This is a genomic window from Mitsuokella apri, from assembly GCF_051886055.1.
Taxonomy (GTDB): Bacteria; Bacillota; Negativicutes; order Selenomonadales; family Selenomonadaceae; genus Mitsuokella.
In genome coordinates, this window is record NZ_JBJEXT010000036.1 from 1 (window position 1) to 25,178 (window position 25,178).

Genomic DNA, 25,178 nt, shown 5'->3' on the forward strand with positions numbered 1-25,178 from the left:
GTCTTGGCGTTGTCGAGGACGAAGGTGATCTGTAAGGTACGTTTCATGGCGTGTAGCTCCTTTCATTATATAGAGGCGGCAAAAGCTTTTGGGAGTGAGGCGCGTTGCTGGCGCCTCAGCAGAGGTGGAAGGGATTGGAAGGGTCAGTCAGCGGAAAGCGTCGCCGTTTCGGTGCGCTGGATGTCGCCGACTTCGTGCGTCTGCATGGCTGCAAGGCCCTGGCCAATCGTGTAGAGGTCGTCGTCCGTGATCTCCGGGTTGATGGAGTTGTACGAGCGCGTTGCGTACTTGACGAGACCCGTGTCCGTCGTGCCGTTTTCGACCTTGATTTTGAGGGCCGTGGTGACGTTGATGCGATGTGCTGCCATAAAGCATGCTCCTTTCGTTTGCGGGATGTTGGTCCCGGACAGATGGTATAGGGATGTTTGGCCTCTGGCCCAAGCTTTGAGGCCGGCGGCTTGGGCCGTGGCTTAGGCGTTTGCCCTTGCCTTGATTTCATTATGCAGTAGGTGAGTGTCAATTGCAAGAGGTAATTTTCGAAAAATTTTGACAGTCAACTTTGCTTTTGTATTGTTTTTGGGGATTTTGAGATTTTAGACTTTGGCTGGGACGTACTTCATCGGTTCGCTGAGGTCATAGGCGAGGTCTTCCTCATGGAAGCGGTCGGGATTCATGAAGTCGTTGATGAATTGGTACGTGCCATAGGCGATGCCGTGGCCAAAGATGGCGGGAAAACTCTGCAGCAGGCGGACGTCGTCGTCCTGGTCGAGGAAGGCGGTCTCGACGAGGATGGCGGGCATGGCCGTACAGCGCAGGACGGCGAGCTCGGGGCCCAGTTTGACGCCGCGGTTCGGGAAGGTTTTGTCGACGCGGCTGACATCACGGTGCAGGGCATCCTGCACATAATGGGCGAAGACATTGCCCCACGACGCGCCGCTGTAGCAGTAGGTCTCGCAGCCGCGGCCGCCGCCGGCATTGGCATGGATGGAAATGAAGAGGTCGGCCGGCCAGTTGTTGGCCATGCCCGTGACATTCGGGAATTCCGGCGCTTCGCCGCGCAGGTTGTGGCTCTGCAGCACGGTGACATTGAAGCCGTAATGCTCGAGCGCGATGGCGCAGTTTTCGGCAATCAGGGCGTTGATGTCGGCTTCCGTGATGCCGTAGTCATTGTTGACGGCACCGGGGTCCGGACTGCCGCCGAGGGAGTGGCCTGGATTCAGCAAAATGTTCATAAAAAGTCTCCTTTCATTTGACAGAGGGTAAAATCAGGCATGGTCTTTGTTGTCCATTGCCGCAGTTTCGGCGATGGCTTTGGCTGCAAGCTCGGGGTTCAGCAAAGAATAATGTGGCTTGCGGTGGATTTGCTCGATATCGAGCAGCTTCATCTGGCGGAGCTCTTTTCTGGCTGCAATAAATGAGCCGTGGGAGAGCCTTGCAGCATCGCGCAGGCTGCGCTCTGCGAGCTGACCTGCGCCAAGATGCTCAATGGCCAAATAAAGCTTGAGAGCTTTACTGGTCATCATCATGTTTGTCTTCCTCCTTTCCTTTTTTACGACTTTTTTTCTTAGGGAGCATGGGCATAGGGGCTGGCTGGCCATTCTTGTGGCCGCCAAGAGCCTTGTAGTTCTTGGTGCCAGCCAGCATGCTTTCGGCCGTCATCATACTGTGAGGACGGACGTTGCTGATGAGGTAGTATTTGACCGTGCGATGACCCGGGTCGGTTTCGTAGAGCAGATAGCCCTGACGCGTGAGCTCATCGCGGGCGCGCTGCACGGAAGAACGCGACAGGCGCAGGGCTCCGGCAATCTCGTTGAGCTGGATCTGCAGCGGGAACTGCCAGTAAGCCGCATTCGCACGGTACAAAAGAAACATCCAGAAGGCCTGCGCACGTGCTGACAGCGGGCGGACGGGCATCATCTGGTAGAAATGGCGGAACTCGGCGATAATGCCGGTGACGGGTTCGATGTACATAGTATGTTACTCCTTTTCATCATCTGCGTTGAAGGGGAACGAATGGTGTTCGCAGCATTTCTCGACAAGCCATTTCAGGGCCTCTTCGACAGGAATCAGGGTGCAGTCGTTTACCTGCATCCAGGGGAAATCGGTGAATTGGATGAACTTGCGGATGTTGCGCTCACCGATACCAGAGATGGCAGCAAATTTACGGCAGGAGACAAAAGCCGGATAGTCGTCTCCTGCCGTTGCGCAGTGACAAACACGGTTTTTGGACCACTTTGCAGAGAACTTCGTGACGACCGTCTGGGACGCCGTGATCTTCTTGACATTTCTTGCTTTTTTCATAAAATTACTCCCTTCTCTGATAAACCAAAATACATATAAAACATACAATAGCGCGACAATTCAGCAAAAAAGTAAAACTGAAGCGATCAGAGGAGAGACAAGAAAAGAGCCTGCCTGTCTCCGAGAGATCCAGTCCGAACTTGTTCAGAGCCGTGATCTGTCATGAGAGACAAGCAAGCTCTGAATTGAGTTCTTGTTTGTGAGTCGTGCCAAATTGTGGTGTCCAGCATCTTGCTGACGTGTCTTAGTATACAGTATGCATCTGGATAATGCAAGACCCCTGCAAAATGGCGCTAAATAGTGTAAAATGATGCAAAGTGCTGCATATCGTTGCAAATCGTGACAACAGCGGGGAAAAAATAAGAAAAAACTCGAAAAATTTTTAGAGAGAGAAGAGAGAGGGTCGGGCCCATCATCCGGCAGGGAGAAGAGAGCGGCCCCACTACTATATGATTTTTTTATCTTCGCTTAGTATATATCTTAGCAGCCCCCGCAACCCGCACGCCGCAAGGCCCAGCGACTATCCACAAGGTCAATATGACGCACGGCCTGACAGTCAGAATGACACCAAAACGGGCCTAAAATGGGCGGGTACCCAGATTTATCCACATAAATTCACAGAAAAAAGTGACGATATCCACAGGGGTGTGGATAAGTCGGGGCTGGTGAGAATGACTGTTGTGAGGCAATGCGATATGCGTTATAATGGTGATATCATCTTGCCATCAGGCAAATGTCATACTTTCGGGGAAACTATTGACAAAGCAGAGAGGGGAATATATGCTTGCTCAGACAGACAGACAGACAGACAGACAGACAGACAGAAGGCCTATTTGCCGTTCCGCAGGGGCGCATTGAATGGGTCGATATTGCGAAAGCCGTGGCAATTATCCTGGTCATTATCGGCCATACGGTGAAGTTTGGCAGCGGCACGCGCAATGTCATTTTTTCGTTTCATATGCCGCTCTTTTTCCTGTTGTCGGGATATACATATCGTCTGGCCAATGACCGCGATATGTTTATCCGGCGTTTAAAGAAAGGCTGCAAACATTTGATTCTGCCGTGCCTGATTGTTTCGGTGATTTCTATTATCGCTTCGTGGTGGCAGGGGAATGTGCATGATGCGGCGTCCTACGCTTTTTGTCGGCATCCATACGCTGCTGATCTTCCTCGTGCATCATCTTGACTGGATTGCGGCGCCGCCTGCCGCTGTTCATGCAGCTTCGTGGCAATGCATCATATTTTTGCGGGGCTTAGACCTGCTTGTCCTATGCATGTTGTTACGGTATAATAAAATGGAGCAATAAGGGAGGGATAATATGCTAACAGAATTTGAAATTAATAATTTTAGAAAATTTTCTAATATAAAAATAAATAGCCTTTCCCAAATAAACCTTTTTTTTGGTGTGAATAATGTCGGCAAGACCTCGATGCTGGAAGCACTTTTTGCGTATGCATGTGGGGCGAATATACATCCATTTTTTAATTATATTCTTCCTCATCGCATCCAGGAAAATAACACTTTTACAATGAATGGGCCATATAAAGCAGCAGAATTAATCCTGAATGTTTTTCATGATATTGCGGAAGAAGATATCATGAAGTGTTCCTTCTCGGGAAAAATTGATGATAAAGATGTGAAGGTTCGGCATCAGTTTATGCCGGGACAGATTTTTTCTGGCTTTATTCCTAATGAAATGGGAAATTTCGAAGCGACAGAACCGATTTCAAAACCGTCCAATATAAAGGTGGAAATACAAGGGATGTCCATACCTATCCCCAAAGTTTCATTGGGAAAGTGGAAGGTGTCGACCACGAATGATCCAGAGTTCACGGTGGAGATGGATTATCCAGATTTTCGAAATGTGAATCCTTCGGCCAAACCACTGATTATGGCAAAAATGGATGATATCCTTACTCATCAAAATGAGATTGAGAATAAAAAAATCTACTCGATACTCCTGCGGTCCCGCTTGCTTGAGCAGGTGATTGAAGAAATGAACCGTTCATTTTCCGGACTTGATTTGGAAAATATCGAGAATATCCCGTATCCTGACGGTACAGAGGCATCCCTCAGCTGCCGTTTTAAAAATAAGAGAATGGTACCAATGTATATGCTGGGAGATGGCGTACGGCGTTGGTTTAATATTATTGGCAATATGGCCGCTTACAAAAAATCTATTCATTGTATTGAAGAGATTGACGTAAATTTCCATCATAAGGCACAAGGGTCTTTGGGCATCCAATTGTATCGATATGCGAAAAAATTTCAAAATCAGGTTTTTGCGACATCGCATAGCGGTGAGTTTTTGTATTCATTTTTACAGGGAATACATGACGAAGCCGGTGACGCACTTTTGATGGATGACATACGAGTCATAACCCTGCGCAATGTGAAAGGTGTTGTGAAGGCACGTACCCTGACTGGTAAAGATGCTTTGGCAGCAATGGATGATGGCTTGGAGTTGAGAGTATGAACGGTATTATCTTATGTGAAGGTGAGACAGACCAGATTGTACTCAGTGAATATTTTTGCAATCTGTATGGCTTTCGATTTTCACGCAAGTCAAAGAATAATCTTTTTGGGAATGCAGGATGCCATTATACTCATAGAGAGGACCAGCTGGATATCGTGTATGTTTCCGGCAATAATTTTTCCGAGTATGTACGAAAGGTTTTAATGGTAAATCAGCTGAATACAGACACTTCATATACGCATATGGCTGTCATCAGTGATCATGATAGTGATGAAGAGATTCAGCAGCGATGGCAAGGTATAGAGGAAGTCATTTCGAAAACCTGTAATTGTGCATTTCAGATTGAGGAAAATCAATGGCTGAAGCTTGAACAGCCGCTGGCGTTCGATGAGTCTTCATCTCTGGAATGCTTATTTTTATCTGTCCCGTTAACAGGCGAGGGAGCGTTAGAGACGTTTCTTTTAAATGCGCTGGAACGTGAGCCGGGAAATTCATTCTTATCGCAGGAATCGAAAAGATTCGTTGCGGATCTTATAAAAAAGAAGGAACATTTGTCTAGTGATGAATGGAACCCAGACTTTTTGAGAGGTAGAAGAATGCAGATAAAAGCACCATTAGGAGTATTCTTCGGCGCAGCATGGCCGGATCGTGCATTTAACGATGCTCGAGAAATGTTTAAACGAATTCCGTGGCAAAAGTATCGTCAAATTCAGGTTTCTTTTCGGGCATTTGATATCTTTAATCAGGAAAATGAATCGTGAAAGGAGTCACGATTCGATGGTGTATTTCGCGCTGCTGCGGTATAATGGATGTATGAATTTACTATAACGGGGGAGAAATTTTCATGTTTGACTATCTAATCATTGGCGGCGGTCTTTTCGGTGCGGTTTTTGCGCATGAGGCGAAGCAGGCGGGGAAGTCGGTGCTGGTGCTTGAAAGGCGCGGGCATGTCGGGGGCAATGTGTACTGCGAGCAGAAGGACGGCATCAACATTCACAAGTACGGCGCGCATATTTTTCATACGAGCTATAAAGATGTCTGGGAGTATGTCAACCGCTTTGTCGAGTTCAATAATTTCGTCAATTCGCCGGTGGCAAACTACAAGGGGCATCTCTACAATCTGCCGTTCAATATGAACACGTTCCGCGAGCTCTGGGACATTGTGACGCCGGCGCAGGCGAAGGCGATCATCGCCGAGCAGCGTCAGGCCATCAAGGGGGAGCCCGCGAATCTTGAGGAGCAGGCGATTTCGCTTGTTGGCACGGATATTTATACGAAGCTCATCAAGGGGTACACGGAGAAGCAGTGGGGTCGGAGCTGCACGGAGCTGCCGGCGTTCATCATCAAGAGGCTGCCGGTCCGCTATACGTTTGACAACAATTACTTTAATGACCGGTATCAGGGGATCCCGGTGGGCGGCTACAATAAGCTCATCGAGGCGCTGCTTGCGGGCGTTGAGGTGCGCACGGGCGTGGATTACCTGAAGGAGCGCGCGGCGTATGCGGGCGTGGCGAAGAAAGTCGTCTACACGGGCTCGATTGATGAGTATTTTGATTATCAGCTCGGCGAGCTCGAGTACCGCGGCCTGCATTTTGAGACGGAACGCCTCGAAGAGGAGAATCATCAGGGCGTGGCCGTCGTCAATTACACGGAGCGCGAGGTCCCGTACACGCGCATCATCGAGCACAAGCATTTCGAGTTCGGCACGCAGCCCGTCACTTACATCACGCGCGAGTACCCGGCCGACTGGCACAGGGGCGAGGAAGCCTACTATCCGGTCAACAACGAGCGCAATCAGGGGCTCTACAGGAAGTACGCAGCCCTCGCCGCCCGGGAAGAAAACACCATCTTCGGCGGCCGCCTCGCCGAGTACAAGTACTACGACATGGACGACGTCATCAAAAGCGCACTTGAGCGCACGGCGGCGGAATTCGCGAAGGAAGCATGAGAGCGCTGGGACTGAGATAACAGCATAGACGAGAGACGCCCTGCAGACTGGTTTGCTGCAGGGCGTCTTTGTATATCGCGTCTTGTCGTGTCCATGCCGCTACGGTATAATAATGGAAGAAAACTACATGAAGAAGGGCGGGATTGTATGTCGGCCGTTAAAAAAATTCATATAAAGAATTTTACAGTCTTTCAGGATATATGGATGCAGACGTCTGCGGGAGTCAATGTAGTCATAGGTAAGAATGGTACGGGCAAGACGCAGCTTTTGAAATTGTTGTATGTGGGTTCTGATATTGTACGGGACGGGAAGGCAGGTTTCTTTCCGTGCTTTGGTCTATCGGACCATTATGACAGTCTGCTGCGCGATCCGCAGAAGCCAGACAGCAGGATACAGCTCGATACAGATGAAGAGAGCCACAAGTCTGTCATGATTGGCGGTTCTGGTTTTGATGCGCGCTATCAATTCTTGTATTCCCTCGATTTGCCGCCGGCGGTGTACATCCCGGTCAAGGATATGCTGACGAATGCCAAGGGCCTGCTGGCAATGGCGGAAAAATATCGGGATTTTCCCTTTGACCAGACACTTATGGATATCATTCGCAGGGCGAATCAGTGGAAATTGCGCGAAGTGCCGCCTTTGGCCGTGAATATCCTGCCTCATCTTGAGAAGCTCATGGATGGGCAGGTTGTCATAGAGAATGAAGAATTCTATATTCGCAAGCACGATGGGCGCATGGTCAATTTTGCCGTAGAGGCGGAGGGGTTTAAAAAGATCGGGTTGCTTTGGCAGCTGCTGATGAACGAGAGCATTGCAGAGAATACCCTGCTGCTGTGGGATGAGCCGGAGGCAAACCTGAACCCCGAATTTCTGCCCGTGCTCGTGGAGTGCCTGCTCGAACTCTCACGTCATGGCGTGCAGATCTTCATCAGCACGCACAATTACTTGCTAGCTAAGTACTTTGACGTGCGGAAAAAGAAAGACGATGCCGTGCGGTACCATTCCCTGTATTTAACGGAAAGCGGCAGCGTCCAATGTGAGAGCAGGGAATGCTTTGCAGATTTACAGCATAATGCCATTATGGATGCTTTTGATAAACTGATGGATGAAGTGTACGGCTTGCAGGTAGGTGAGTAGGATGCCGCGAATTTTCTGTGATGAGAATAATTCTTGTGAAATCGACTTTTCTGCAGCCTTATGGGCGACAGACAACCTGCATGACATATTTCATCAGGCAAAGCTCAGTATCCTGTGCGATGTGGATTTTATAGCGGAGACAGAGCAGGAAATACTATTCGTCGAATATAAAAATGCGAATCTGCCGCAAGCTGTCCATCCTGAGGCCTTTAAGCCACTTGATGATAAAAAGCTGAATACGGTTGCACGTAAATATTTTGACAGCCTGCAGTTTTTACAATCCATGCAGCATCACATGCATAAGATAAAACGCTACATTTATATTCTGGAGTGTGTGAATGGTGATATCGTACTGAGAAAACGTGTCCGAACTTTGCTGACAGCAAGATTGCCATTCCTTTTACAGCAGCAGATCGATATGCCGGAGAAAATGATCGACTCTGTGCAGGTGCTTAGTATAGAAGAGTGGAATCAAGCATACCCTGATTTCCGTTTGCAGATGAAATAAAGAGATGTTCGACAAGGACAACGGCCTGGCATTTTGATCATTGCTAATTCCAAACATTTGCGGTAGACTAGAGATGGAAAACGGATGACCAGTAAAAGAGGACGCAGCTTTGCTTGCGAGGCTCCTACTGGCTCCGTTTCTTTTCATATGAAAGGAGCTGCCTTATGAAATACATATATCCGGCTATTTTTTCGAAAGATAAAGAGAGCGATAACATTCTTGTTGATTTTCCTGATCTGGAGGGATGTTTTACGGATGGTGCTGATATGAATGAGGCGTTTGATTATGCCGAGGACGCTCTGAATCTCACGCTTTGGAGTATGGAGAAGAATGGCGAAACGATTCCTGCGCCATCGGCACTTGAGGATATCAAGGTGCCGGAAGGCGGGACGGTCGCATTGATTCGCGCCGATACGACGGCTTATGCACGTCAGAATGACAAGCGTGCTGTGCGCAAAAATGTTTCCATCCCGAGCTGGATGAATACGCTGGCAAAGGAACATAACCTGAACTTGTCGAATCTTTTGCAGAATGCCATTCGCGAGGCGCTCCATATTGCCTGATTGAACGGGAGAATGGCTTGGCATTTTGATTTTGGCTATGAGAAGGCTCCCTGACTGGGGAGCCTTTTTGCAAAAGTCAAGTCTTGCGTATTACTCCCCGGCAGTGTAAAATGGGAGTAACAATGCGATGCTAGTTCGCAAAATTTGTGCAAGGGAGATATTTTTATGAAGAAAATTTTCCAGATGCTGCTGATTGTCTGCATGGTGGTTTTCAGCACGCAGGTTGCTTTTGCTAATGCCGATAAGGTTACGGTGCAGCCGGGCGCGGATTTGACTTCGATTCATCGTCTGGCCATTGGTTCGCCGCTTTACATGCAGGTGGACCCGAAGTCCCCGAACAAGGATATGCTGACGCAGATTGTCTATGATTCGAGCCGCGTGGCACGCTGCTATGTCATTTCGTATGACACGATTGCGCAGAACATCAAGACGGACCAGAACATCGACATCAAGGCACTCGACCGCCGCACGGCTGCGAAGGATTTCAAGCAGTATGTCGGCAATTACGCCGATGCTTATGTCATCCTGACGGTCGCCAATGACAGCCGCACGTCGTTCTTCTTCGATGTTTACAAGGCCGGCACAAATGAGCTGCTGTACACGTACCAGATTCAGGCCAACCGCAGCGAAGGCGACACGGTAGCTACTTACACGAATATGTCGGAGCAGTTCTATAAGCACTTCGAGCGTTCCGCTACGGAGCAGCAGAAGGAAGACAGCAAAAAGAAATAAACTTGCTTTGCATCGCGCGACGAGGCAGGACCTTTCGGTCCTGTCTTTTTTTATTTGTAAAATCCTCGTGAAAGTTGTGTTCAAAAAGAGGATTCCGAACGTATGGGTGCGAATACTACCAATATAAAGCAAGTGGAAAACGGTGCATAAAAAAGAAAACAAGAAAAAGATACTTCGTTCTGTTATATGCTATATATAATAGGAAGGAAATGTATCGGATTTCAACGATTCAGGGATTCAATGATAAGGGAGGCCTTTTTATGAGACTCGAATTCTTGGGTGCTGCCCATACGGTCACGGGCTCGTGCTATCTTTTGGAGACCGGCGAGGACCGTTATCTCGTCGACTGCGGCATGTTTCAGGGCTCGAAACGCATTCGCGAGTACAATTATGAGGAATTCTCGTTCAATCCGGCCGATATCGACGGCGTGCTGCTGACGCACGCGCATGTCGACCATTGCGGCATGATTCCAAAGCTCGTGCGCGAGGGGTTCAAGGGCACGGTTTATGCGACGAAGGCGACGTGCGACCTCGTAAAAATCATGCTGCCGGACTCCGCACACATTCAGGAATCGGACGCCGAGCTTTTGAACCGTAAGGGGCAGCGCCGCGGCGATGCTCCGGTCCAGCCGCTCTACGGCATTGACGATGCGATGGACGCGTTGAAGCATTTTTCACCGGTGCCGTACAATCAGGAGCTCAGGCTGTCGGAGAATCTGCGCGTCGTGTTCCGCGATGCGGGGCATATCCTCGGCTCGGCGATTCTCGAGGTCTATGTCAAGGAAAACGGCAAGGAGACGAAACTCGTGTTCTCGGGCGACCTCGGACAGCCGCATCAGCCGATTATCAAGGACCCGACGATTATCAAGGGCGCGGATTTTGTGCTGCTGGAGTCGACGTACGGCGATCGGCTGCATCAGCTCTACGACAAGGAGACGGCACTTGCGGAGATTGTCAATGAGACGATGGACCGCGGCGGCAATTTGATTATTCCGTCGTTCGCCGTCGGCCGCACGCAGACGCTTCTTTATTATTTCTACCGGCTGCATCAGGAAGGCAGGCTCGACCCCGATATTCCGATCATCATCGACAGTCCGCTGGCCATCGCGGCGACGCGCGTGTTCCTCAAGAATTTCCAGGATTTTGACGACGACGCCATTAAGGCGTTTGGCAAGGACGGCAAGGTGCCGAATTTCTCGCAGGTCCGCATCTGTGAGACGGCGGCGGAGTCAAGGGCTCTGAACAGCTCCGAGGGCTCGGCCATTATCATTTCGGCTTCGGGCATGGCGGATGCCGGCCGTATCCTGCATCACCTCAAACACAACCTCTGGCGCCCGGAGTCGACGATTCTCTTTGTCGGCTATCAGGCAGAGGGGTGCCTTGGCCGCCGTCTCATCGACGGCATCACGCGCGTGCGCGTGCTCGGCGAGGAAATCGCCGTCAAGGCGCAAATCAAGAGCCTCGACGGCTTCTCGGCCCATGCCGACGCCAATCAGCTCATGGACTGGCTCGGGAATATCACGGACCCGAAGCCCGCAAAAGTCTTTATCGTTCACGGCGAAGCGCCGGCGCAGGAAGCCCTGAAAAACCGCATTCAGAAGGAACTCGGCCTTGAGTGCTACATCCCGTTCCGCGGCGACCTCGCGAAAATCTCCGGCCGCGCGTCGGAAATCATCCCGTCGAATATCCCGGCCGTCTCGGTCGAGAAGGAGATGGAGGACGTCCTGCGCGACTTCGACTCCGATTACCGCCAGCTGCGCCGCCGCGTCATGCAGTACGTCGTCCGCCAGCCAAAGATGATGGAACCCGTCATCAAGGTCATGAGCAAGGCCCGCAACTACATCCGCAAGCTCTTTACGCCGTTCAATATCTGAGGCTAAGGAAAATGTGTATATCTTGACACGTAATAAAATACGTATTAAAATATATATGAAAGGAGAACATGCATGAAAGGCTATTCTTCTAGAGAGATACTCAAGATATTGAAACAGGACGGCTGGTATGAAGTTGCTTGTGTCGGAGATCATCATCAATTCAAGCATCCGACTAAGAAGGGACGTGTCACAGTCCGTCATCCAGTCAAGGACCTGAGCCTGAACGACTTGAAGAGTATCGAGAAACAGGCAGGGCTCCATTTTGAATGAGCTCGCTCTGCCTGTTACTTATTATTGCGGAGAAAAGAGGCGTTGCATATGGAAAAAAAGGAAAAGCCAGATTTTTATCGTTATATCGCGCTGCTCGATTATGAAAAGGATGGCGTGCATGTGACGTTTCCAGATTTGCCGGGCTGTGTAACGTATGGTGCGACGGAAGCAGAAGCTGTCGAGGAAGCACGCGATGTTTTGGCCCTGCATTTATGGGGTATAGAGGATGATGAGGAAATTCCGCCTGCTCCTTCGACAATCCGTGAGCTCGCAGCTGCCCATAAACTAAAGGAAAATGAGACTTTTTTCCTCGTCGATGCATTCATGCCGTCTATCCGTGAGAAAATGGCCAAGCGTTTTGTCAAGAAGACGCTGAGCATTCCGGCATGGTTGAATGCTCAGGCCGAGAACTGCGGCATCAACTTCTCACAGACTCTGCAGAAGGCTTTGAAGCAGGAACTGAATATTGCACAGCAATGAAATATGGCCGCCCCTCGGGCGGCTTTTTCTTACAATGGCAGATGTGTTATAACGATAAGGGAGTGGTCCTTTATGACTGAATTTAGCGCAGGCGGAAATGGAAGCGCAGCAGAGATGATAAATATGTTGAACGCTTTTTCCTATAACAATATAATGGCGAGGCTGAATGAGATTACGTTTGAAGCGGAAGGATTGGAGAATCCTGCCAATGCCGCAGAAATGAATAGTCTAAGGACTCAGCAGCAGCAGCTTCTCGCACAGAAAAATAGCATGAAGGCTCAGATCAAAGCGATTGATGAAACGCTGCATGCAATTGAACAGAAAATCAATACGCTGGGTTCGGGCACCCGTAAAATCCTGGCAGCTATTAAATCGCAGCGCTGGTATTATTTCAAGAATAAGCCAAGGATCCTGATGGATAAAAATACCGGCTTACTATGGCAGAACCCAGCGTATTTTCCGTATTTCAAGTCAGAAATAAACAGTCAGCGTGTGCCGTATTCATTAGAAGAAGCAAAAGACATTGTCAAGAACCTTAACCTGGACGGATATGCCGATTGGCATATCGTTACGATGTCGGAATTTGAGTATGTAGCGCGTGAAGGCGGATTACCTTTTTGGACGGGAGACCGCCGTCAAATTGCAGGATGGGATACAACCATCATCAACAACTATGGAAAAATTACCAGCGTATGGACGGATTGTAACTATCCAAAGGAAAATGGAGGCGGTACTCTAATCGTTTGCAATTCTCAGCTTACCAATGACGAGTATGCTGCCAATGTCTCTCAGAATAATCAGATTTATACCGAAGATGAACGTGCCCAGATGACACTTAATTTATTCGTCCAAAATGGACTTGTGCCGATTTTCCGAAATAAAGATGGCCGTATGAATGAAGAAGCCAATCGCATTTATCAGCAAATCTATATTGAGAGACCTCGGCTTTTGCAGCAGCTGCAGCAATTGGAACTTAACCAGCAGCGTGCTCAAGCTATGGGGCTGACAGCGAATTTTGACTATCGCTCTTTACTTTCGGGATATGACATTTCAGCCATCAATAGCTCGGTTATTCAGTATTATCAGGCTGTGTTTTCTATCACAGAAAAAATGCTTGGTATCCTGCAGAAATATGAGAATGAACAGCATGCGACCATGGAAGCATTTGCCCAGATTGGCCTGCAGCTCAGCAGCCGCTATACAGATCATCCACATCTGACGGAACAGGAAAATCAATTGCTGGCTGACCAGCAGCAAGTATTGGCTTCCCGACTGGAGCTGGGAATGGACACGGCCAAATCGCAGATCTTGGCCGTTCGTCAGCAGGCGCAGACTTTGGAGCAGCGTTTGAATGAAATTTCTTTCGGCTCAGATGCTATGCATGAATTGGCAGAACTAGAACAGGAGCAGCGTGCGAGTTTCGTATTCTTAGTAGAGAATATGGCGCGCATCATGAAAGAGGTTCAGCAGAAGATTGCTTTCTTTACGCAGCATCGCAGCTTTGTGACGAATATTATCGACATATATAACGCGAGAATGAATGACTATAAGCTATTTAAGACTAGTATGCATGACGATTTTGCTTCTCTTTGCCAGCAGGATGGGATAGAAGCCGATGTCTATGGGCAGTGGTATGCGAAGTGGCAGGAAAATTATTTTGCCAGCAGCCAGCGTTTCCTGCCGTTGGTAGAGTTTGCCCTGCAAGGTCATTTGCTGGAAAATACCTCAGAGACCCATACTGCAGCAGAGCAGATTTTATTCCTTTTGGGGGATTACGAAAGTGACATCAATGATTTTTATTTAAATGAACGCAAGGGAATCTACCAGCAGTATATTTTCCAAGCTGGCGGCGACTTACAGGATAAAATTGCAGCAGAGCTGGCTTTGTATCAAATCAGTGAAAAATTCCAAAAGCAGATGATGCAGATGATTTTCTCCCGTCAAAATGCAGAAGAGCGCATGTTTTTGCTGAAATGGGCCGAACCGTTTTTTACGATACAGATAGACAATATTCAGGATTTCCTGCAGGAAGGAGAACTGGCAGATGTTTCCCGGGAAACTTTGGAACGGCTGACTGCATTGAAACGGCAGAATCTTACAGCGTATCTGGCTGACAGTCAGGCATATAGTCAGGCCCTGCAGCAGCGCGATAAAGATTTCAATGCTTTACTGTTTCGCATGCGGACAGATTTGCAAAACAAAGTGAAGGACGGAAGTAAGAGAAGGGATTCATAATGAGCATTCCTATTGTGGCTGACCCTCAGCCACTGCCGGAACAGTTTCTGACAATTGAAGCACCGGAAGTATGGGTCAGTCAAAAGCCGCAGCGCGGCGACCACATCCGCGTCTCGCGTCTTAACGGACTTTACTATCATCACGGCATTTATGTAACGGATGATGAAGTCATCCACTTTACCGGCGACGATGATGACAGCGTTTTGGACTGGTCGAAAGCTCATGTTATTCGTACGGATTTGGCCAGATTCCTGGATGGCGGTACAGTGGAAATCAAAGTATACAATGAAGACGAACTTTCTGACCTTTATCCGGTGGAGGGAATCGTCAACTATGCACGTGCCTGTTTGGGGGATGCTGGTTACCATTTGGTATTCAACAACTGCGAACATTTTGCAAATGTCTGCACATTGGGCAGATATCGCAGTCGGCAGGTGGAAGACGTCTTGGGAGGAAATCTTATGAGTGTATTGGGCAGTATTTGGGATAGTATCAAAGGTGTTTTTAGCGGCAATTCTTCTTCGGGCGGTAACCGTTCGACCAGCAATTACAATTATGAACCAGATAAGGTTCGTGTGGCGGAGATTGAGCGGAATCTGAAACTGGAGATGGCCGATAAAGAACGGGAGCGCGTAGAACTGATGCGCGATGCCCAGCTGGAACTCCTGAGAGCACAGGCCATGACGCAGATCGCAATCGACGAGGCGCGTACAAAGAATATGAAAGCCTTTGCGGAGCAGCTTGCCGTATTGCAGGAGAAAATGCTGGAAGTCGCTAAGAACCGCATCGTTATCATCGAAGAGGGCTCTCTGCCGATGATTCACGAAATTGAAGCCTTTTATGAAGAAGTAGGTAATCGGATTCAGGCGAAGGGGGATGAATATACGACGAAAAAACTGCCGCAGCTTCTAAACTTGCTGCAGCAATACGAAAAAGATTCACCAGAATATGAGATTTTCGTCTCACAAATCAAGGATGACCGAGAACGTCAGAACCAGTTCATCATGACGCAGCTGCAGAAGATACAGGAACGTCAGGAGCTGGTGACCAAGAGTTTTCTAGAGACAAAAGATAAAATCATTGAACAGACTGGCAGGATTACGCAGACTATTGCAGAAGAGTATCTAAAAAAGAAGGCGGCATCCCTGCTGCCAGATTATCCAGGCGCAGACATGCCGCCGGAACTTGTCCACAAGAAAACAGGGGCTGAGGCACTGTTGAGAGGGCAGAAGAAAGAGCTGCTGCCAGAGGGGCAAAAAGGGAAAAATCCATAATATAATGATAGCGTGCTGGTGATTTCCTTCCTATATATAAGCTCATCAATAGGACCGGGAGACTCCATGAAAAAAATTTATGACAAAATAAAAAACGCGTGTGTGCCTTGCGTTTATGGCGAAGATACGATATAATGACTACAGTCAACAAAAAGAATCATTGCCTTTTTAAGATGCGTACTGCGATACGCATAAAGGGAGCCAGATAAAGTAACGTCATAAGCTTACGTAAAGCCAGGAGCTTTCTTATGCATACGCATAGGGGAGCTCCTTTTTCTAAATTTAGGGCCAAAAGACAATGACCATGAAGTGTTTTGATCGGTTTTTTTAAGGAGTGATTGACTTGGGGAAAACAAATGTATCCTTACGGGGCAAGAATGTCCTCGGACTCGCTGATTTTTCGGCTGAGGAAATCCGTCTCGTGCTTGAGACGGCCAAGGAAATGAAGAACATCATTCATCGCGACATCAAGAAAGTCCCGACGCTGCGCGGCAAGTCCATTGTCACGCTGTTCTACGAGCCAAGCACGCGTACCCGCACGTCTTTTGAGCTCGCCGGCAAGTACCTCGGTGCCGATGTCGTCAACATCACGGCCGGTTCTTCGAGTATCGTCAAGGGCGAGAGCCTGCGCGATACGCTCTACACGATTGAGGCCATGGGCGTCGATGCCATCGTCATGCGCCATAAGGCAGAGGGCGCTGCCGAGTACGCTTCGCGCGTCGTGAGCCCGGTCATCATCAACGCCGGCGATGGCGCCCATGCACATCCGTCGCAGGGCCTTCTGAACCTCTTCACGATTGAGCAGCACAAAGGCCATCTCGAAGGCCTCAAAGTTGCGATTCTCGGTGATGTGCTCCACAGCCGCGTGGCTCGTTCGGATATCTACGGCATGCGCAAGATGGGCATGGAAGTGCATATCGCAGGGCCAAAGACTTTGCTGCCGCGTTTCCTCTACGAGGAGCCGGGCGTCGTCGTGCATGAGCGCATTGAAGATGCCATCAAAGACGCCGATGTCATCGAAGTCCTGCGCATCCAGCTCGAGCGCATGAAGGGCGGCCTGTTCCCGACAACGCGCGAATACGCCCGCATCTTCGGCCTCAACAACGAACGCCTCGCGCTCGCGAAAGACGACGTGCTCGTCCTGCATCCGGGCCCGATGAATAAAGGCTGGGAAATTTCGCCGTTCGTCGCCTACGGTGACAATTCCGCCATTCAGGAAGAAGTACAGAACGGCGTAGCCGTCCGCATGGCACTCTTTACCTTGGTTCTGACGGGAGGAAAACAAGAATGAAAATGATCCTGAAAAATGGCCGGGTCATCAATCCGGCAGAGCATTTTGATGATATTGCGGATGTCCTCATCGAAGACGGCAAGATTAAAGCCGTCGGCAAAGACCTCGCAGCCGAAGGCGCCGAAGTCTACGATGCCACGGGCAAGATTGTCACGCCGGGCCTCATCGACATGCACGTGCATTTCCGTGAGCCGGGTCAGGAAGCCAAGGAAGACTTCGAGTCGGGCTCCAAGGCAGCAGCTGCCGGCGGCTACACGACGGTCGCCACGATGCCGAACACGAAGCCGGTCGTCGATACGGCAGCCATGGTGCGCAGCCTCGAAAAGCGCGCTGAGGATGTCGCCAAAGTCCATATCCGCATTATCGGTGCGGTGACGAAGGGCCAGAAAGGGCAGGAGCTTGCCGAGCTCGGCGACATGGTCGAAGCCGGTGCCGTGGCCTTCTCCGATGACGGCCACTTTGACCCGACGGCCAAGGTCCTCCTCAATGCTTACGATTATCTCCATACGTTCGATAAAGTCATCATCAACCACGAAGAAGAGCCTTCGCTCGTTGAAGAAGGTGTCATGAACGAAGGTCATAGAAGCGCAATGCTCGGCATGAAGGGCCGTCCGACGGTCGCCGAGGATATCGCCGTGGCCCGTGACATTCTGCTTGCCGAATACGCCGGCGCGCGCGTCCACGTCGCCCACATCAGTTCGGGCCGCTCCGTGCAGCTCGTGCGCGAGGCGAAGGCACACGGCATCCGTGTGACGACGGAGGTCACGCCGCATCATCTGACACTGACGGATGAATGCGTCAACCTCTACGACAGTTCGACAAAGACGAATCCGCCTCTGCGCACGCAGAGCGATGTCGACGCCATGGTCGAAGGCCTCAAAGACGGCACGATTGATGCCATCGTCACGGACCATTCCCCGCACGCACAGGAAGAGAAGGACCGCGAGTACGCCTTTGCGCCGAGCGGCTTCCCAGGTCTTGAGACGGCCATTGGCGTGCTCTTCACGGACCTCTGCCAGACGGGCAAGGTCGACATCCCGACGATTATCGAAAAGATGACTTGGGGTCCTGCGCAGGCCTTCCAGCTCGATGCCGGCACGCTGAACGTCGGCGCCAATGCCGATGTCACGGTCATCGACCCGAATCTCACGTGGACGGTCGATGCCAAGAAATTCTACACGCGCGGCAGCCATTCGCCGTTCGTCGGCCGCGAGCTCACGGGCAAACCGGTCCTGACAATCGTCGATGGCAAGGTCGTCATGAAGGACGGCAAGGTACTCTGATTAGCGAGGTGTTTTGAGTGAAAGGAAAATTGATCCTGGAGGACGGCAGCGTTTTCCCTGGGGAACTTTTGAATAATATCAAGGCTACGGGCGAAGTAGTCTTCAATACCGGCATGGTCGGCTATCAGGAAAGCTTGACAGACCCGTCGTACTGCCGCCAGATCCTGACGCTGACGTATCCGATGGTCGGCAACTACGGCATCGCGGATATCTTCATGCAGTCGCGCAAATCCTTCGTCAATGGCTTTGTCATCGGCGAGCTCTGCGAACACGGCAGCAACTGGCACTACGAGACGAGCCTTGCAGACTTCCTGACGAAGCAGGGCGTACCGTGCCTCTACAACGTCGACACGCGTGCCGTCACGCGCAAAATCCGCAACGCCGGCACGATGAAGGGTATCATTGTCCCCGAGGACGCTGCCCAGACGGAAATCGACGAACTCTTCGCCGTACCGATTAAAAAAGACGTCGTCATGGAAGTCACGACGCCGGAAGCGTACACGCTCGAAAGCACGCTTGAGGATCCTTCGAAGGCTCCTTTTGTTGTCGCCATGGATTTCGGCGTCAAGCAGAACATCATCAAGTCGATGCATGACCTCGGCTTCAAGGTCACGGTCGTGCCGGCTCATACGACGGCCGAAGAAGTCCTCGCGATGAATCCGGACGGCGTGTTCCTGTCGAACGGCCCTGGCGACCCGGCCGATGTACCGGAAATCGTCGCCGAGGTCAAAAAGCTCATCGGCAAGAAGCCGATTTTCGGCATCTGCCTCGGCCATCAGCTCTTAGCTCTCGCGATGGGGGCAAAGACCTACAAGCTGAAGTTCGGCCATCGCGGCACGAACCAGCCGGTAAAGGACCTGCGCACGGGCAATGTCTACATTTCCTCGCAGAACCACGGCTTTGCCGTCGATGAAGAATCCCTCAAGGGCCTGCCCCTTGAAGTCACGCACATCAACGTCAACGATGGTACGGTTGAAGGCATGCGCCACAAGGAGCTGCCGATTTTCTCCGTGCAGTATCATCCGGAAGCTGCTCCGGGCCCGGACGACAATATGTATCTGTTCGACGAGTTCTGGAACATGCTGAAGAAAGGGGAATGACTCGTGCCAAAGAAAGCAAATCTCAAGAAAGTAATGGTCATCGGCTCCGGCCCAATCATCATCGGTCAGGCCGCTGAATTCGACTACGCCGGCTCGCAGGCCTGCCGCGCGCTCAAAGAAGAAGGCCTCGAGGTCGTCCTCGTCAACTCGAACCCTGCGACGATCATGACGGATACGCATATCGCGGACCGCGTCTACATTGAGCCTCTGACGCCGGAATTCCTCGAAGAAATCATCTCGAAGGAACGTCCGGACGGCCTCCTTGCCACCCTTGGCGGTCAGGCCGGTTTGAACCTCGCCGTACAGCTTTCGGAGCGCGGTGTGCTCGAAAAATACAAGGTCGAACTGCTCGGCACGCCTTTAAAGGCCATTGAGCGCGCCGAGGACCGCGAGCTCTTCAAGGAAACGATGCAGAAGCTCGGCGAGCCAATCCCCGAAAGCACGATTGTCGAGGATGTGCCGTCGGCCGTGGAATTTGCCAATGAAATCGGCTATCCGGTCATCGTCCGTCCGGCCTACACGATGGGCGGCACAGGCGGCGGCATTGCCGAGAACGAGGAAGAACTCGTCGAAATCGTCATCAAGGGCCTCACGTACTCGATGATTGGCCAGGTCCTCATCGAGCGCAGCGTCGCAGGCTGGAAGGAAATCGAGTATGAAGTCATGCGCGATGGTCATGACAACTGCATCACCGTCTGCAACATGGAAAACTTTGATCCGGTCGGCGTCCATACGGGCGATTCCATCGTCGTGGCACCTTCGCAGACGCTGACGGACCATGAATACCAGATGCTGCGCTCGGCTTCACTTCGCATTATCCGTGAGCTCGGCATCGAGGGCGGCTGCAATGCGCAGTATGCACTCGACCCGAACAGCAACCGCTATTACGTCATCGAGGTCAACCCGCGTGTCAGCCGTTCCTCGGCCCTCGCTTCGAAGGCCACGGGCTATCCGATTGCGAAAGTTTCCGCAAAAATCGCCATCGGCTACACGCTCGATGAAATTACGAACGCCGTCACGCAGAAGACGAAAGCCTGCTTCGAGCCGGCCCTCGACTACTGCGTCGTCAAATTCCCGCGCTGGCCGTTCGATAAATTCGTCTACGCCGACCACACGCTCGGCACGCAGATGAAGGCCACGGGCGAGGTCATGAGCATCGACCGCCACTTCGAAGGTGCCCTCCTGAAGGCCGTCCGCTCCCTCGAAATCGGTGTACACCGCCTGCACATGGACAAGATGGACGCCTGGGACGATGCCCGCGTCAAGAAGAATCTTGCCCGCATCAACGATGAGCGCATTTTCGTCATCGCCGAAGCCCTGCGCCGCGGCATTGCGACGATTGACGAGATTCACGACATCACGAAAATCGACAAATGGTTCCTCTATAAGATTCAGAACATCACAGCGGTCGAGAACAAACTGAAGGCCGAGGCCCTGACGCCGAGCCTGATGCTCGAGGCCAAGAACATCGGCCTTGCCGACCGCTCGATTGCCGAAATCACGGGCAAGACGATGGATGAAGTCCGCACGGCCCGCAAGACGATGCACATCCTGCCGAAGTACAAGATGGTCGATACGTGCGCAGCGGAATTCGAAGCCGCCACGCCGTACTACTACTCGACCTTCCAGGCTCAGGAAGATGAAGTCAAGGTTTCGGATGCACGCAAGGTCATCGTCCTCGGCTCCGGCCCCATCCGCATCGGTCAGGGCGTTGAGTTCGACTACTGCTCGGTTCACTCCGTCTGGGCCCTGCGCGAGATGGGCATCGAGGCCATCATCATCAACAACAACCCGGAGACGGTTTCGACTGACTTCGATATTTCCGACCGTCTCTACTTCGAGCCTCTGACGGCTGAGGATGTCCTGAACATCATCGACAAAGAGAAACCGGAAGGCGTCATCGTTCAGTTTGGCGGCCAGACGGCCATCAACCTCGCGGCATCGCTGCAGAAGGCCGGCGTCAAAGTCTTTGGCACGTCCGTCGACGACATCGACCGCGCCGAAGACCGCGAACGCTTCGACGAAGTCCTGACGCAGACGCAGATCCCGCGACCGCAGGGCATCAGCGTCACGAATCTTGACGAGGCTGTCACGGGTGCCGCGAAGATCGGCTATCCTGTTATGGTCCGCCCGTCGTACGTCCTCGGCGGCCGCGCGATGGAAATCGTCTACAACGAAGACGAGCTGCGCGACTACATGAGCCGTGCCGTAAAAGTCACGCCGGACCATCCGGTCCTCGTCGACCGCTACATGCAGGGCACGGAAGTCGAAGTCGATGGCATCTCCGATGGCGTTGATGTCGTCATTCCGGGCATCATGGAGCATGTCGAACGCGCCGGTGTACACTCGGGCGACTCGATTGCCGTTTACCCGCCGCAGACGCTGTCGTCGAAGGTCATTTACACGATTATCGACTACACGAAACGCCTGGCGCTTTCACTGCATGTCAAGGGCCTGCTGAACATCCAGTTCGTCGTCGTCGACGGCGAAGTCTACATCATCGAGGTCAACCCGCGTTCGTCGCGTACGGTGCCGTTCCTCTCAAAGGTCACGAACGTCGACATGGTCGGCATTGCGACGCGCATTGCCATGGGCCATACGCTGAAGGAACTCGGCTACAAGTCCGGCCTCGTACCGCCGAAACCATACGTTGCCGTCAAGGCTCCGGTCTTCTCGTTCGCGAAGATGACGGATGTTGATATCGCGCTCGGACCTGAGATGAAGTCCACGGGCGAGGTCATGGGCATCGATTATCACTATGCGCGCGCCCTCTACAAGGCCATCATCGGCTCGGGCATTCACGTCCCGACGAAGGGCTGCATCCTCTTCACGGTTGCCGATAAGGATAAGGAAGAAATGAAGCAGCTTGCGAAGGCCTTTGCAGAGCTCGGCTTCGAGATTGCCGCAACGGAAGGCACGGCCAAGGCCATCCAGTCGATGGGCATCGACGCCGAAGTGGTCGGCAAAGTCCACGAACGCAGCACGGATATCATCCAGATGATCAAGAACGGCAAGATCAACATGGTCATCAACACGCTGACGCAGGGCAAGCATTCCGCAAAAGACGGCTTCAAGATCCGCCGCGCGACGGTCGAGCATGGCATCGCCTGCCTGACGTCCCTCGATACGGCCTGGGAAGTCCTGCGCGTGCTCTCGTTCATGCGCGAACGCCGTCTCGTCTACTCGCTGGCTATTCAGGATTACGTAGGTGGTGGTGATGATCTTGCCTAACTCGCCTGAAGCGACTAAATTTGTGCAGGACGCCAAAGTCCTTGCCCAGCAGGAGCTCGCCACGGACGTTTTCTTCCTCGTCGTCGAAGCGCCGAAAATCGCGCGCGCGGCCAAGGCCGGACAGTTCGTGCAGCTGCGGATTCTCTCGGGAGACTTCACGCTGCGCCGTCCTGTCGGCGTGGCGGCTGTTGACTCCAAAAAGGGCAGTGTGGCCTTCATTTACCGCGTCGTAGGGCGCGGCACGAAGGCCCTCTCGGCTCTGATGCCGGGCGAAATGGTCAATGTCCTCGGACCTCTTGGCCACGGCTTTACCATGAAGTACCAGCGGCCGCTGATTGTCGGCGGCGGCATGGGCCTTTCGCCTCTGCTTTACTACGCGGATGCGATGAAGGGCAAGGCCGACGTCCTCATGGGCGGCAAGACGGCCGAAGAACTCTTCTGGACGAATCTCTTTGACGACCTCACGCAGGAAGTTTTTGTGACGACGGATGACGGCTCGATGGGCACGAAGGGCTTTACGACGACCCTGCTGCCGGAGCTCCTTGAAAAGGGGAATTACGACGTCGTCGTGACCTGCGGCCCGGAAATCATGATGCGCGGCGTCGCCAAGATTGTCAAAGAACACGGCCTGCCGTGCGAAGTATCCCTCGAAAAGCGCATGGCCTGCGGCCTTGGCGCGTGCCTGTCGTGCTCGATTGACACGACCGACGGCCAGCGCAAAAAGGTCTGCAAGGACGGTCCCGTGTTCCCCGCAGAGGAGGTGTTCGCATGAGCTCGCTTTACGAAAAAGATAAGATGCTCCATACGAATCTTCTCGGCATCGAAATGAATACGCCGGTGCTGACGGCCTCGGGCACGTTCGGCTTCGGCGAGGAATTTGCCGATTTTGTCGACCTTGCGCGCCTCGGCGGCGTCATGGTCAAGGGCACGACGCTGAGGCCGCGCCGCGGCAACGACGGCGTGCGCATCACAGAAACGCCAAAGGGCATGCTGAACTGCATCGGCCTTGAAAATCCGGGCGTCGAGCTCTTCCTGAAGGAGACTTTGCCGCGCATTCAGCAGTACGGCATGAACGTCATCGTCAATATCTCGGGAAGTACGGCCGAGGAATACGGCGAGCTTGCCGGACTCCTCGATGTCGACGGCGTGGCCGCAATTGAGCTCAACGTCTCGTGTCCGAATGTCAAGGAAGGCGGCATCGTCTTCGGCACGGACCCGCAGGCTGCGGCCGCCGTCGTGCGCGAGGCCAAGGCTCATACGAAAAAGCCTGTAATTCTCAAGCTTTCGCCGAATGTGACGGATATCGTCGCGATGGCCAAAGCCGTCGAAGAGGCCGGTGCCGATGCGATTTCCCTCATTAATACGTTACTCGGCATGGAAATCGACATTCACCGCTATCGTCCGGTACTCGGCAACATCACGGGCGGGCTTTCGGGCCCTTGCGTGAAGCCGGTCGCCGTCCGCATGGTCTGGCAGGTCGCACAGGCCGTCCATATCCCGATTATCGGCATGGGAGGCATCGCGAGTGCCGAGGACGCCGTCGAGTTCTTCCTCGCCGGTGCGAGTGCCGTCGCCGTCGGCACGGCGAACTTCACGGACCCCGAAATCACGATGAAAATCTGCGATGGGCTGACGGAATATCTTAAGAAACAGGGCTTTACAAGCATCGAAGAAATTGTCGGCAAAGCCAATCCGGGATTCCTCGGATTTAATAAGACAGGTTCAGGGGAAGGAGCGAAGGCAGAATGACGATGAAAGCGGATGACCGCTTAATTGTGGCGCTTGATTTCCACACGATGGAAGATGTCAAAGCCTTAGTGGAAACGCTTGGTGAAAGTGTCTCGTATTATAAGGTCGGCATGGAGCTTTTCTACAGCGTCGGCGGCGAAGTGGTCCGCTATCTGCGCGAAGAGGGCAAGCATGTCTTTTTAGACCTCAAGCTCCACGATATCCCGAATACCGTGGCGGGCGGCCTTTGCTCGCTGATGAATCTCGGTGCGGATATCCTCAATGTGCACGCAAGCGGCGGCTATACGATGATGAAGACGGCAGCCGACCGCCTGCATGCGGAGGCTGAAAAGCAGGGCGTTCCGTGTCCGAAGCTCATCGCCATCACGGTGCTCACGAGCATCAATCAGGAGGATTGGGACGGCGTCGGCCAGACGCTGCCGATTAAAGACGCGGTCGTGCGGCTTGCAAAGCTGGCAAAGTCCGCAGGGCTTGACGGCGTCGTCGCTTCGCCGCAGGAGGCTGCGCTGATTCGCGAGGCCTGCGGCAAGGATTTCCTGATTGTCACGCCGGGCGTGCGTCCGGCAGGCTCGGCCGTGAACGACCAGAGCCGCATTGCAACGCCGAGTGCAGCCCTCAAAAACGGCGCGAGCCACCTCGTCATCGGCCGGCCGATCCGCGCCGCCGAGGACCCGAAGGCCGCGGCCGAAGCAATCTTGAAAGAAATGGAGACGGTGAAATAATGG

General features: G+C 52.2%; 25 protein-coding genes. 20 read left to right on the plus strand and 5 right to left on the minus strand.

Annotated elements, in window-relative coordinates; translation table 11 throughout:
• Positions 1-143 precede the first annotated feature (143 nt).
• From ACI4OH_RS04605 to ACI4OH_RS04625, 5 genes are all read right to left on the minus strand, one after another.
• Positions 144-368: a DUF1659 domain-containing protein gene (locus tag ACI4OH_RS04605; RefSeq protein ID WP_432647794.1), complete on the minus strand. Its 225-nt coding sequence runs from the start codon at positions 366-368 to the stop codon at positions 144-146.
• 225 nt (positions 369-593) lie between these two features.
• On the minus strand, positions 594-1,232 hold the full coding sequence (locus ACI4OH_RS04610) for an N-acetylmuramoyl-L-alanine amidase (RefSeq protein WP_439784252.1): 639 nt from the start codon (positions 1,230-1,232) through the stop codon (positions 594-596).
• 33 nt (positions 1,233-1,265) lie between these two features.
• Positions 1,266-1,526: a hypothetical protein gene (locus tag ACI4OH_RS04615; protein WP_435721117.1), complete on the minus strand. Its 261-nt coding sequence runs from the start codon at positions 1,524-1,526 to the stop codon at positions 1,266-1,268.
• Positions 1,510-1,971 carry a helix-turn-helix domain-containing protein gene (locus ACI4OH_RS04620; protein ID WP_435721116.1) on the minus strand — a complete coding sequence of 154 codons (462 nt, stop codon included), beginning with the start codon at positions 1,969-1,971 and terminating at the stop codon, positions 1,510-1,512. Before ACI4OH_RS04620 ends, ACI4OH_RS04615 begins: the two co-directional genes overlap by 17 nt.
• Before the next feature lie 6 nt (positions 1,972-1,977).
• Positions 1,978-2,301: a hypothetical protein gene (locus ACI4OH_RS04625; protein WP_435721115.1), complete on the minus strand. Its 324-nt coding sequence runs from the start codon at positions 2,299-2,301 to the stop codon at positions 1,978-1,980.
• Between the two features lie 784 nt (positions 2,302-3,085).
• On the opposite strand from ACI4OH_RS04625, the gene ACI4OH_RS04630 reads away from it, so the two are divergent.
• From ACI4OH_RS04630 to pyrF, 20 genes are all read left to right on the plus strand, one after another.
• The gene (locus ACI4OH_RS04630; RefSeq protein ID WP_439784253.1) at positions 3,086-3,487 is read left to right on the plus strand and encodes an acyltransferase family protein; all 402 of its coding nucleotides are present in this window, start codon (positions 3,086-3,088) and stop codon (positions 3,485-3,487) included.
• A gap of 133 nt (positions 3,488-3,620) precedes the next feature.
• On the plus strand, positions 3,621-4,778 hold the full coding sequence (locus tag ACI4OH_RS04635; RefSeq protein WP_435721113.1) for an AAA family ATPase: 1,158 nt from the start codon (positions 3,621-3,623) through the stop codon (positions 4,776-4,778).
• Positions 4,775-5,539: a DUF3226 domain-containing protein gene (locus ACI4OH_RS04640; protein ID WP_435721112.1), complete on the plus strand. Its 765-nt coding sequence runs from the start codon at positions 4,775-4,777 to the stop codon at positions 5,537-5,539. The genes ACI4OH_RS04635 and ACI4OH_RS04640 overlap by 4 nt, the downstream gene beginning before the upstream one ends.
• Before the next feature lie 83 nt (positions 5,540-5,622).
• Positions 5,623-6,726, plus strand: coding sequence for a UDP-galactopyranose mutase (gene glf / locus ACI4OH_RS04645; RefSeq protein ID WP_435721111.1), 1,104 nt, complete (start codon positions 5,623-5,625; stop codon positions 6,724-6,726).
• A gap of 147 nt (positions 6,727-6,873) precedes the next feature.
• Positions 6,874-7,863 (plus strand): AAA family ATPase, encoded by a 990-nt coding sequence (locus tag ACI4OH_RS04650; protein ID WP_439784254.1) that lies wholly within the window; start codon positions 6,874-6,876, stop codon positions 7,861-7,863.
• Position 7,864: 1 nt separating this feature from the next.
• On the plus strand, positions 7,865-8,371 hold the full coding sequence (locus ACI4OH_RS04655) for a hypothetical protein (RefSeq protein ID WP_432647535.1): 507 nt from the start codon (positions 7,865-7,867) through the stop codon (positions 8,369-8,371).
• 164 nt (positions 8,372-8,535) lie between these two features.
• Complete coding sequence (locus ACI4OH_RS04660; protein ID WP_432647534.1) at positions 8,536-8,934, plus strand: type II toxin-antitoxin system HicB family antitoxin; 399 nt, start codon at positions 8,536-8,538, stop codon at positions 8,932-8,934.
• A gap of 165 nt (positions 8,935-9,099) precedes the next feature.
• The gene (locus tag ACI4OH_RS04665; protein ID WP_432647533.1) at positions 9,100-9,666 is read left to right on the plus strand and encodes a coenzyme F(420) biosynthesis enzyme; all 567 of its coding nucleotides are present in this window, start codon (positions 9,100-9,102) and stop codon (positions 9,664-9,666) included.
• 260 nt (positions 9,667-9,926) lie between these two features.
• Entirely contained in the window at positions 9,927-11,540 is a 1,614-nt protein-coding gene (locus ACI4OH_RS04670; protein WP_439784255.1) for an MBL fold metallo-hydrolase RNA specificity domain-containing protein, read from the plus strand.
• Positions 11,541-11,612: 72 nt separating this feature from the next.
• Entirely contained in the window at positions 11,613-11,810 is a 198-nt protein-coding gene (locus ACI4OH_RS04675) for a type II toxin-antitoxin system HicA family toxin (protein WP_302610202.1), read from the plus strand.
• A 48-nt stretch (positions 11,811-11,858) separates the two neighbouring features.
• Positions 11,859-12,290 carry a type II toxin-antitoxin system HicB family antitoxin gene (locus ACI4OH_RS04680; protein ID WP_435721109.1) on the plus strand — a complete coding sequence of 144 codons (432 nt, stop codon included), beginning with the start codon at positions 11,859-11,861 and terminating at the stop codon, positions 12,288-12,290.
• Between the two features lie 72 nt (positions 12,291-12,362).
• Positions 12,363-14,525 carry an Lcl C-terminal domain-containing protein gene (locus ACI4OH_RS04685; RefSeq protein WP_439784256.1) on the plus strand — a complete coding sequence of 721 codons (2,163 nt, stop codon included), beginning with the start codon at positions 12,363-12,365 and terminating at the stop codon, positions 14,523-14,525.
• On the plus strand, positions 14,525-15,799 hold the full coding sequence (locus tag ACI4OH_RS04690; RefSeq protein WP_439784257.1) for a lecithin retinol acyltransferase family protein: 1,275 nt from the start codon (positions 14,525-14,527) through the stop codon (positions 15,797-15,799). Before ACI4OH_RS04685 ends, ACI4OH_RS04690 begins: the two co-directional genes overlap by 1 nt.
• Positions 15,800-16,142: 343 nt before the next feature.
• The gene (locus tag ACI4OH_RS04695; protein ID WP_432647528.1) at positions 16,143-17,090 is read left to right on the plus strand and encodes an aspartate carbamoyltransferase catalytic subunit; all 948 of its coding nucleotides are present in this window, start codon (positions 16,143-16,145) and stop codon (positions 17,088-17,090) included.
• Positions 17,087-18,373: a dihydroorotase gene (locus ACI4OH_RS04700; RefSeq protein ID WP_439784258.1), complete on the plus strand. Its 1,287-nt coding sequence runs from the start codon at positions 17,087-17,089 to the stop codon at positions 18,371-18,373. The genes ACI4OH_RS04695 and ACI4OH_RS04700 overlap by 4 nt, the downstream gene beginning before the upstream one ends.
• A 17-nt stretch (positions 18,374-18,390) precedes the next feature.
• On the plus strand, positions 18,391-19,473 hold the full coding sequence (gene carA / locus ACI4OH_RS04705; RefSeq protein ID WP_439784259.1) for a glutamine-hydrolyzing carbamoyl-phosphate synthase small subunit: 1,083 nt from the start codon (positions 18,391-18,393) through the stop codon (positions 19,471-19,473).
• A 3-nt stretch (positions 19,474-19,476) separates the two neighbouring features.
• A complete protein-coding gene (carB, locus tag ACI4OH_RS04710; RefSeq protein ID WP_439784260.1) occupies positions 19,477-22,704 on the plus strand; it encodes a carbamoyl-phosphate synthase large subunit in 3,228 nt (1,075 codons plus the stop codon).
• Entirely contained in the window at positions 22,691-23,476 is a 786-nt protein-coding gene (locus ACI4OH_RS04715; protein WP_439784261.1) for a dihydroorotate dehydrogenase electron transfer subunit, read from the plus strand. The genes carB and ACI4OH_RS04715 overlap by 14 nt, the downstream gene beginning before the upstream one ends.
• Positions 23,473-24,453: a dihydroorotate dehydrogenase gene (locus ACI4OH_RS04720; RefSeq protein ID WP_439784262.1), complete on the plus strand. Its 981-nt coding sequence runs from the start codon at positions 23,473-23,475 to the stop codon at positions 24,451-24,453. The genes ACI4OH_RS04715 and ACI4OH_RS04720 overlap by 4 nt, the downstream gene beginning before the upstream one ends.
• Complete coding sequence (pyrF, locus tag ACI4OH_RS04725) at positions 24,450-25,175, plus strand: orotidine-5'-phosphate decarboxylase (RefSeq protein ID WP_439784263.1); 726 nt, start codon at positions 24,450-24,452, stop codon at positions 25,173-25,175. The genes ACI4OH_RS04720 and pyrF overlap by 4 nt, the downstream gene beginning before the upstream one ends.
• Positions 25,176-25,178: the final 3 nt, after the last annotated feature.

What these genes read in the sequence shown, in the direction of transcription:
- ACI4OH_RS04605 (WP_432647794.1), bottom strand. Translation starts at nt 368, where the DNA reads ATGGCAGCACATCGCATCAACGTCACCACGGCCCTCAAAATCAAGGTC.
- ACI4OH_RS04610 (WP_439784252.1), bottom strand. Translation starts at nt 1,232, where the DNA reads ATGAACATTTTGCTGAATCCAGGCCACTCCCTCGGCGGCAGTCCGGAC.
- ACI4OH_RS04615 (WP_435721117.1), bottom strand. Translation starts at nt 1,526, where the DNA reads ATGATGATGACCAGTAAAGCTCTCAAGCTTTATTTGGCCATTGAGCAT.
- ACI4OH_RS04620 (WP_435721116.1), bottom strand. Translation starts at nt 1,971, where the DNA reads ATGTACATCGAACCCGTCACCGGCATTATCGCCGAGTTCCGCCATTTC.
- ACI4OH_RS04625 (WP_435721115.1), bottom strand. Translation starts at nt 2,301, where the DNA reads ATGAAAAAAGCAAGAAATGTCAAGAAGATCACGGCGTCCCAGACGGTC.
- ACI4OH_RS04635 (WP_435721113.1), top strand. Translation starts at nt 3,621, where the DNA reads ATGCTAACAGAATTTGAAATTAATAATTTTAGAAAATTTTCTAATATA.
- ACI4OH_RS04640 (WP_435721112.1), top strand. Translation starts at nt 4,775, where the DNA reads ATGAACGGTATTATCTTATGTGAAGGTGAGACAGACCAGATTGTACTC.
- glf (WP_435721111.1), top strand. Translation starts at nt 5,623, where the DNA reads ATGTTTGACTATCTAATCATTGGCGGCGGTCTTTTCGGTGCGGTTTTT.
- ACI4OH_RS04650 (WP_439784254.1), top strand. Translation starts at nt 6,874, where the DNA reads ATGTCGGCCGTTAAAAAAATTCATATAAAGAATTTTACAGTCTTTCAG.
- ACI4OH_RS04655 (WP_432647535.1), top strand. Translation starts at nt 7,865, where the DNA reads ATGCCGCGAATTTTCTGTGATGAGAATAATTCTTGTGAAATCGACTTT.
- ACI4OH_RS04660 (WP_432647534.1), top strand. Translation starts at nt 8,536, where the DNA reads ATGAAATACATATATCCGGCTATTTTTTCGAAAGATAAAGAGAGCGAT.
- ACI4OH_RS04665 (WP_432647533.1), top strand. Translation starts at nt 9,100, where the DNA reads ATGAAGAAAATTTTCCAGATGCTGCTGATTGTCTGCATGGTGGTTTTC.
- ACI4OH_RS04670 (WP_439784255.1), top strand. Translation starts at nt 9,927, where the DNA reads ATGAGACTCGAATTCTTGGGTGCTGCCCATACGGTCACGGGCTCGTGC.
- ACI4OH_RS04675 (WP_302610202.1), top strand. Translation starts at nt 11,613, where the DNA reads ATGAAAGGCTATTCTTCTAGAGAGATACTCAAGATATTGAAACAGGAC.
- ACI4OH_RS04680 (WP_435721109.1), top strand. Translation starts at nt 11,859, where the DNA reads ATGGAAAAAAAGGAAAAGCCAGATTTTTATCGTTATATCGCGCTGCTC.
- ACI4OH_RS04685 (WP_439784256.1), top strand. Translation starts at nt 12,363, where the DNA reads ATGACTGAATTTAGCGCAGGCGGAAATGGAAGCGCAGCAGAGATGATA.
- ACI4OH_RS04690 (WP_439784257.1), top strand. Translation starts at nt 14,525, where the DNA reads ATGAGCATTCCTATTGTGGCTGACCCTCAGCCACTGCCGGAACAGTTT.
- ACI4OH_RS04700 (WP_439784258.1), top strand. Translation starts at nt 17,087, where the DNA reads ATGAAAATGATCCTGAAAAATGGCCGGGTCATCAATCCGGCAGAGCAT.
- ACI4OH_RS04715 (WP_439784261.1), top strand. Translation starts at nt 22,691, where the DNA reads ATGATCTTGCCTAACTCGCCTGAAGCGACTAAATTTGTGCAGGACGCC.
- ACI4OH_RS04720 (WP_439784262.1), top strand. Translation starts at nt 23,473, where the DNA reads ATGAGCTCGCTTTACGAAAAAGATAAGATGCTCCATACGAATCTTCTC.
- pyrF (WP_439784263.1), top strand. Translation starts at nt 24,450, where the DNA reads ATGACGATGAAAGCGGATGACCGCTTAATTGTGGCGCTTGATTTCCAC.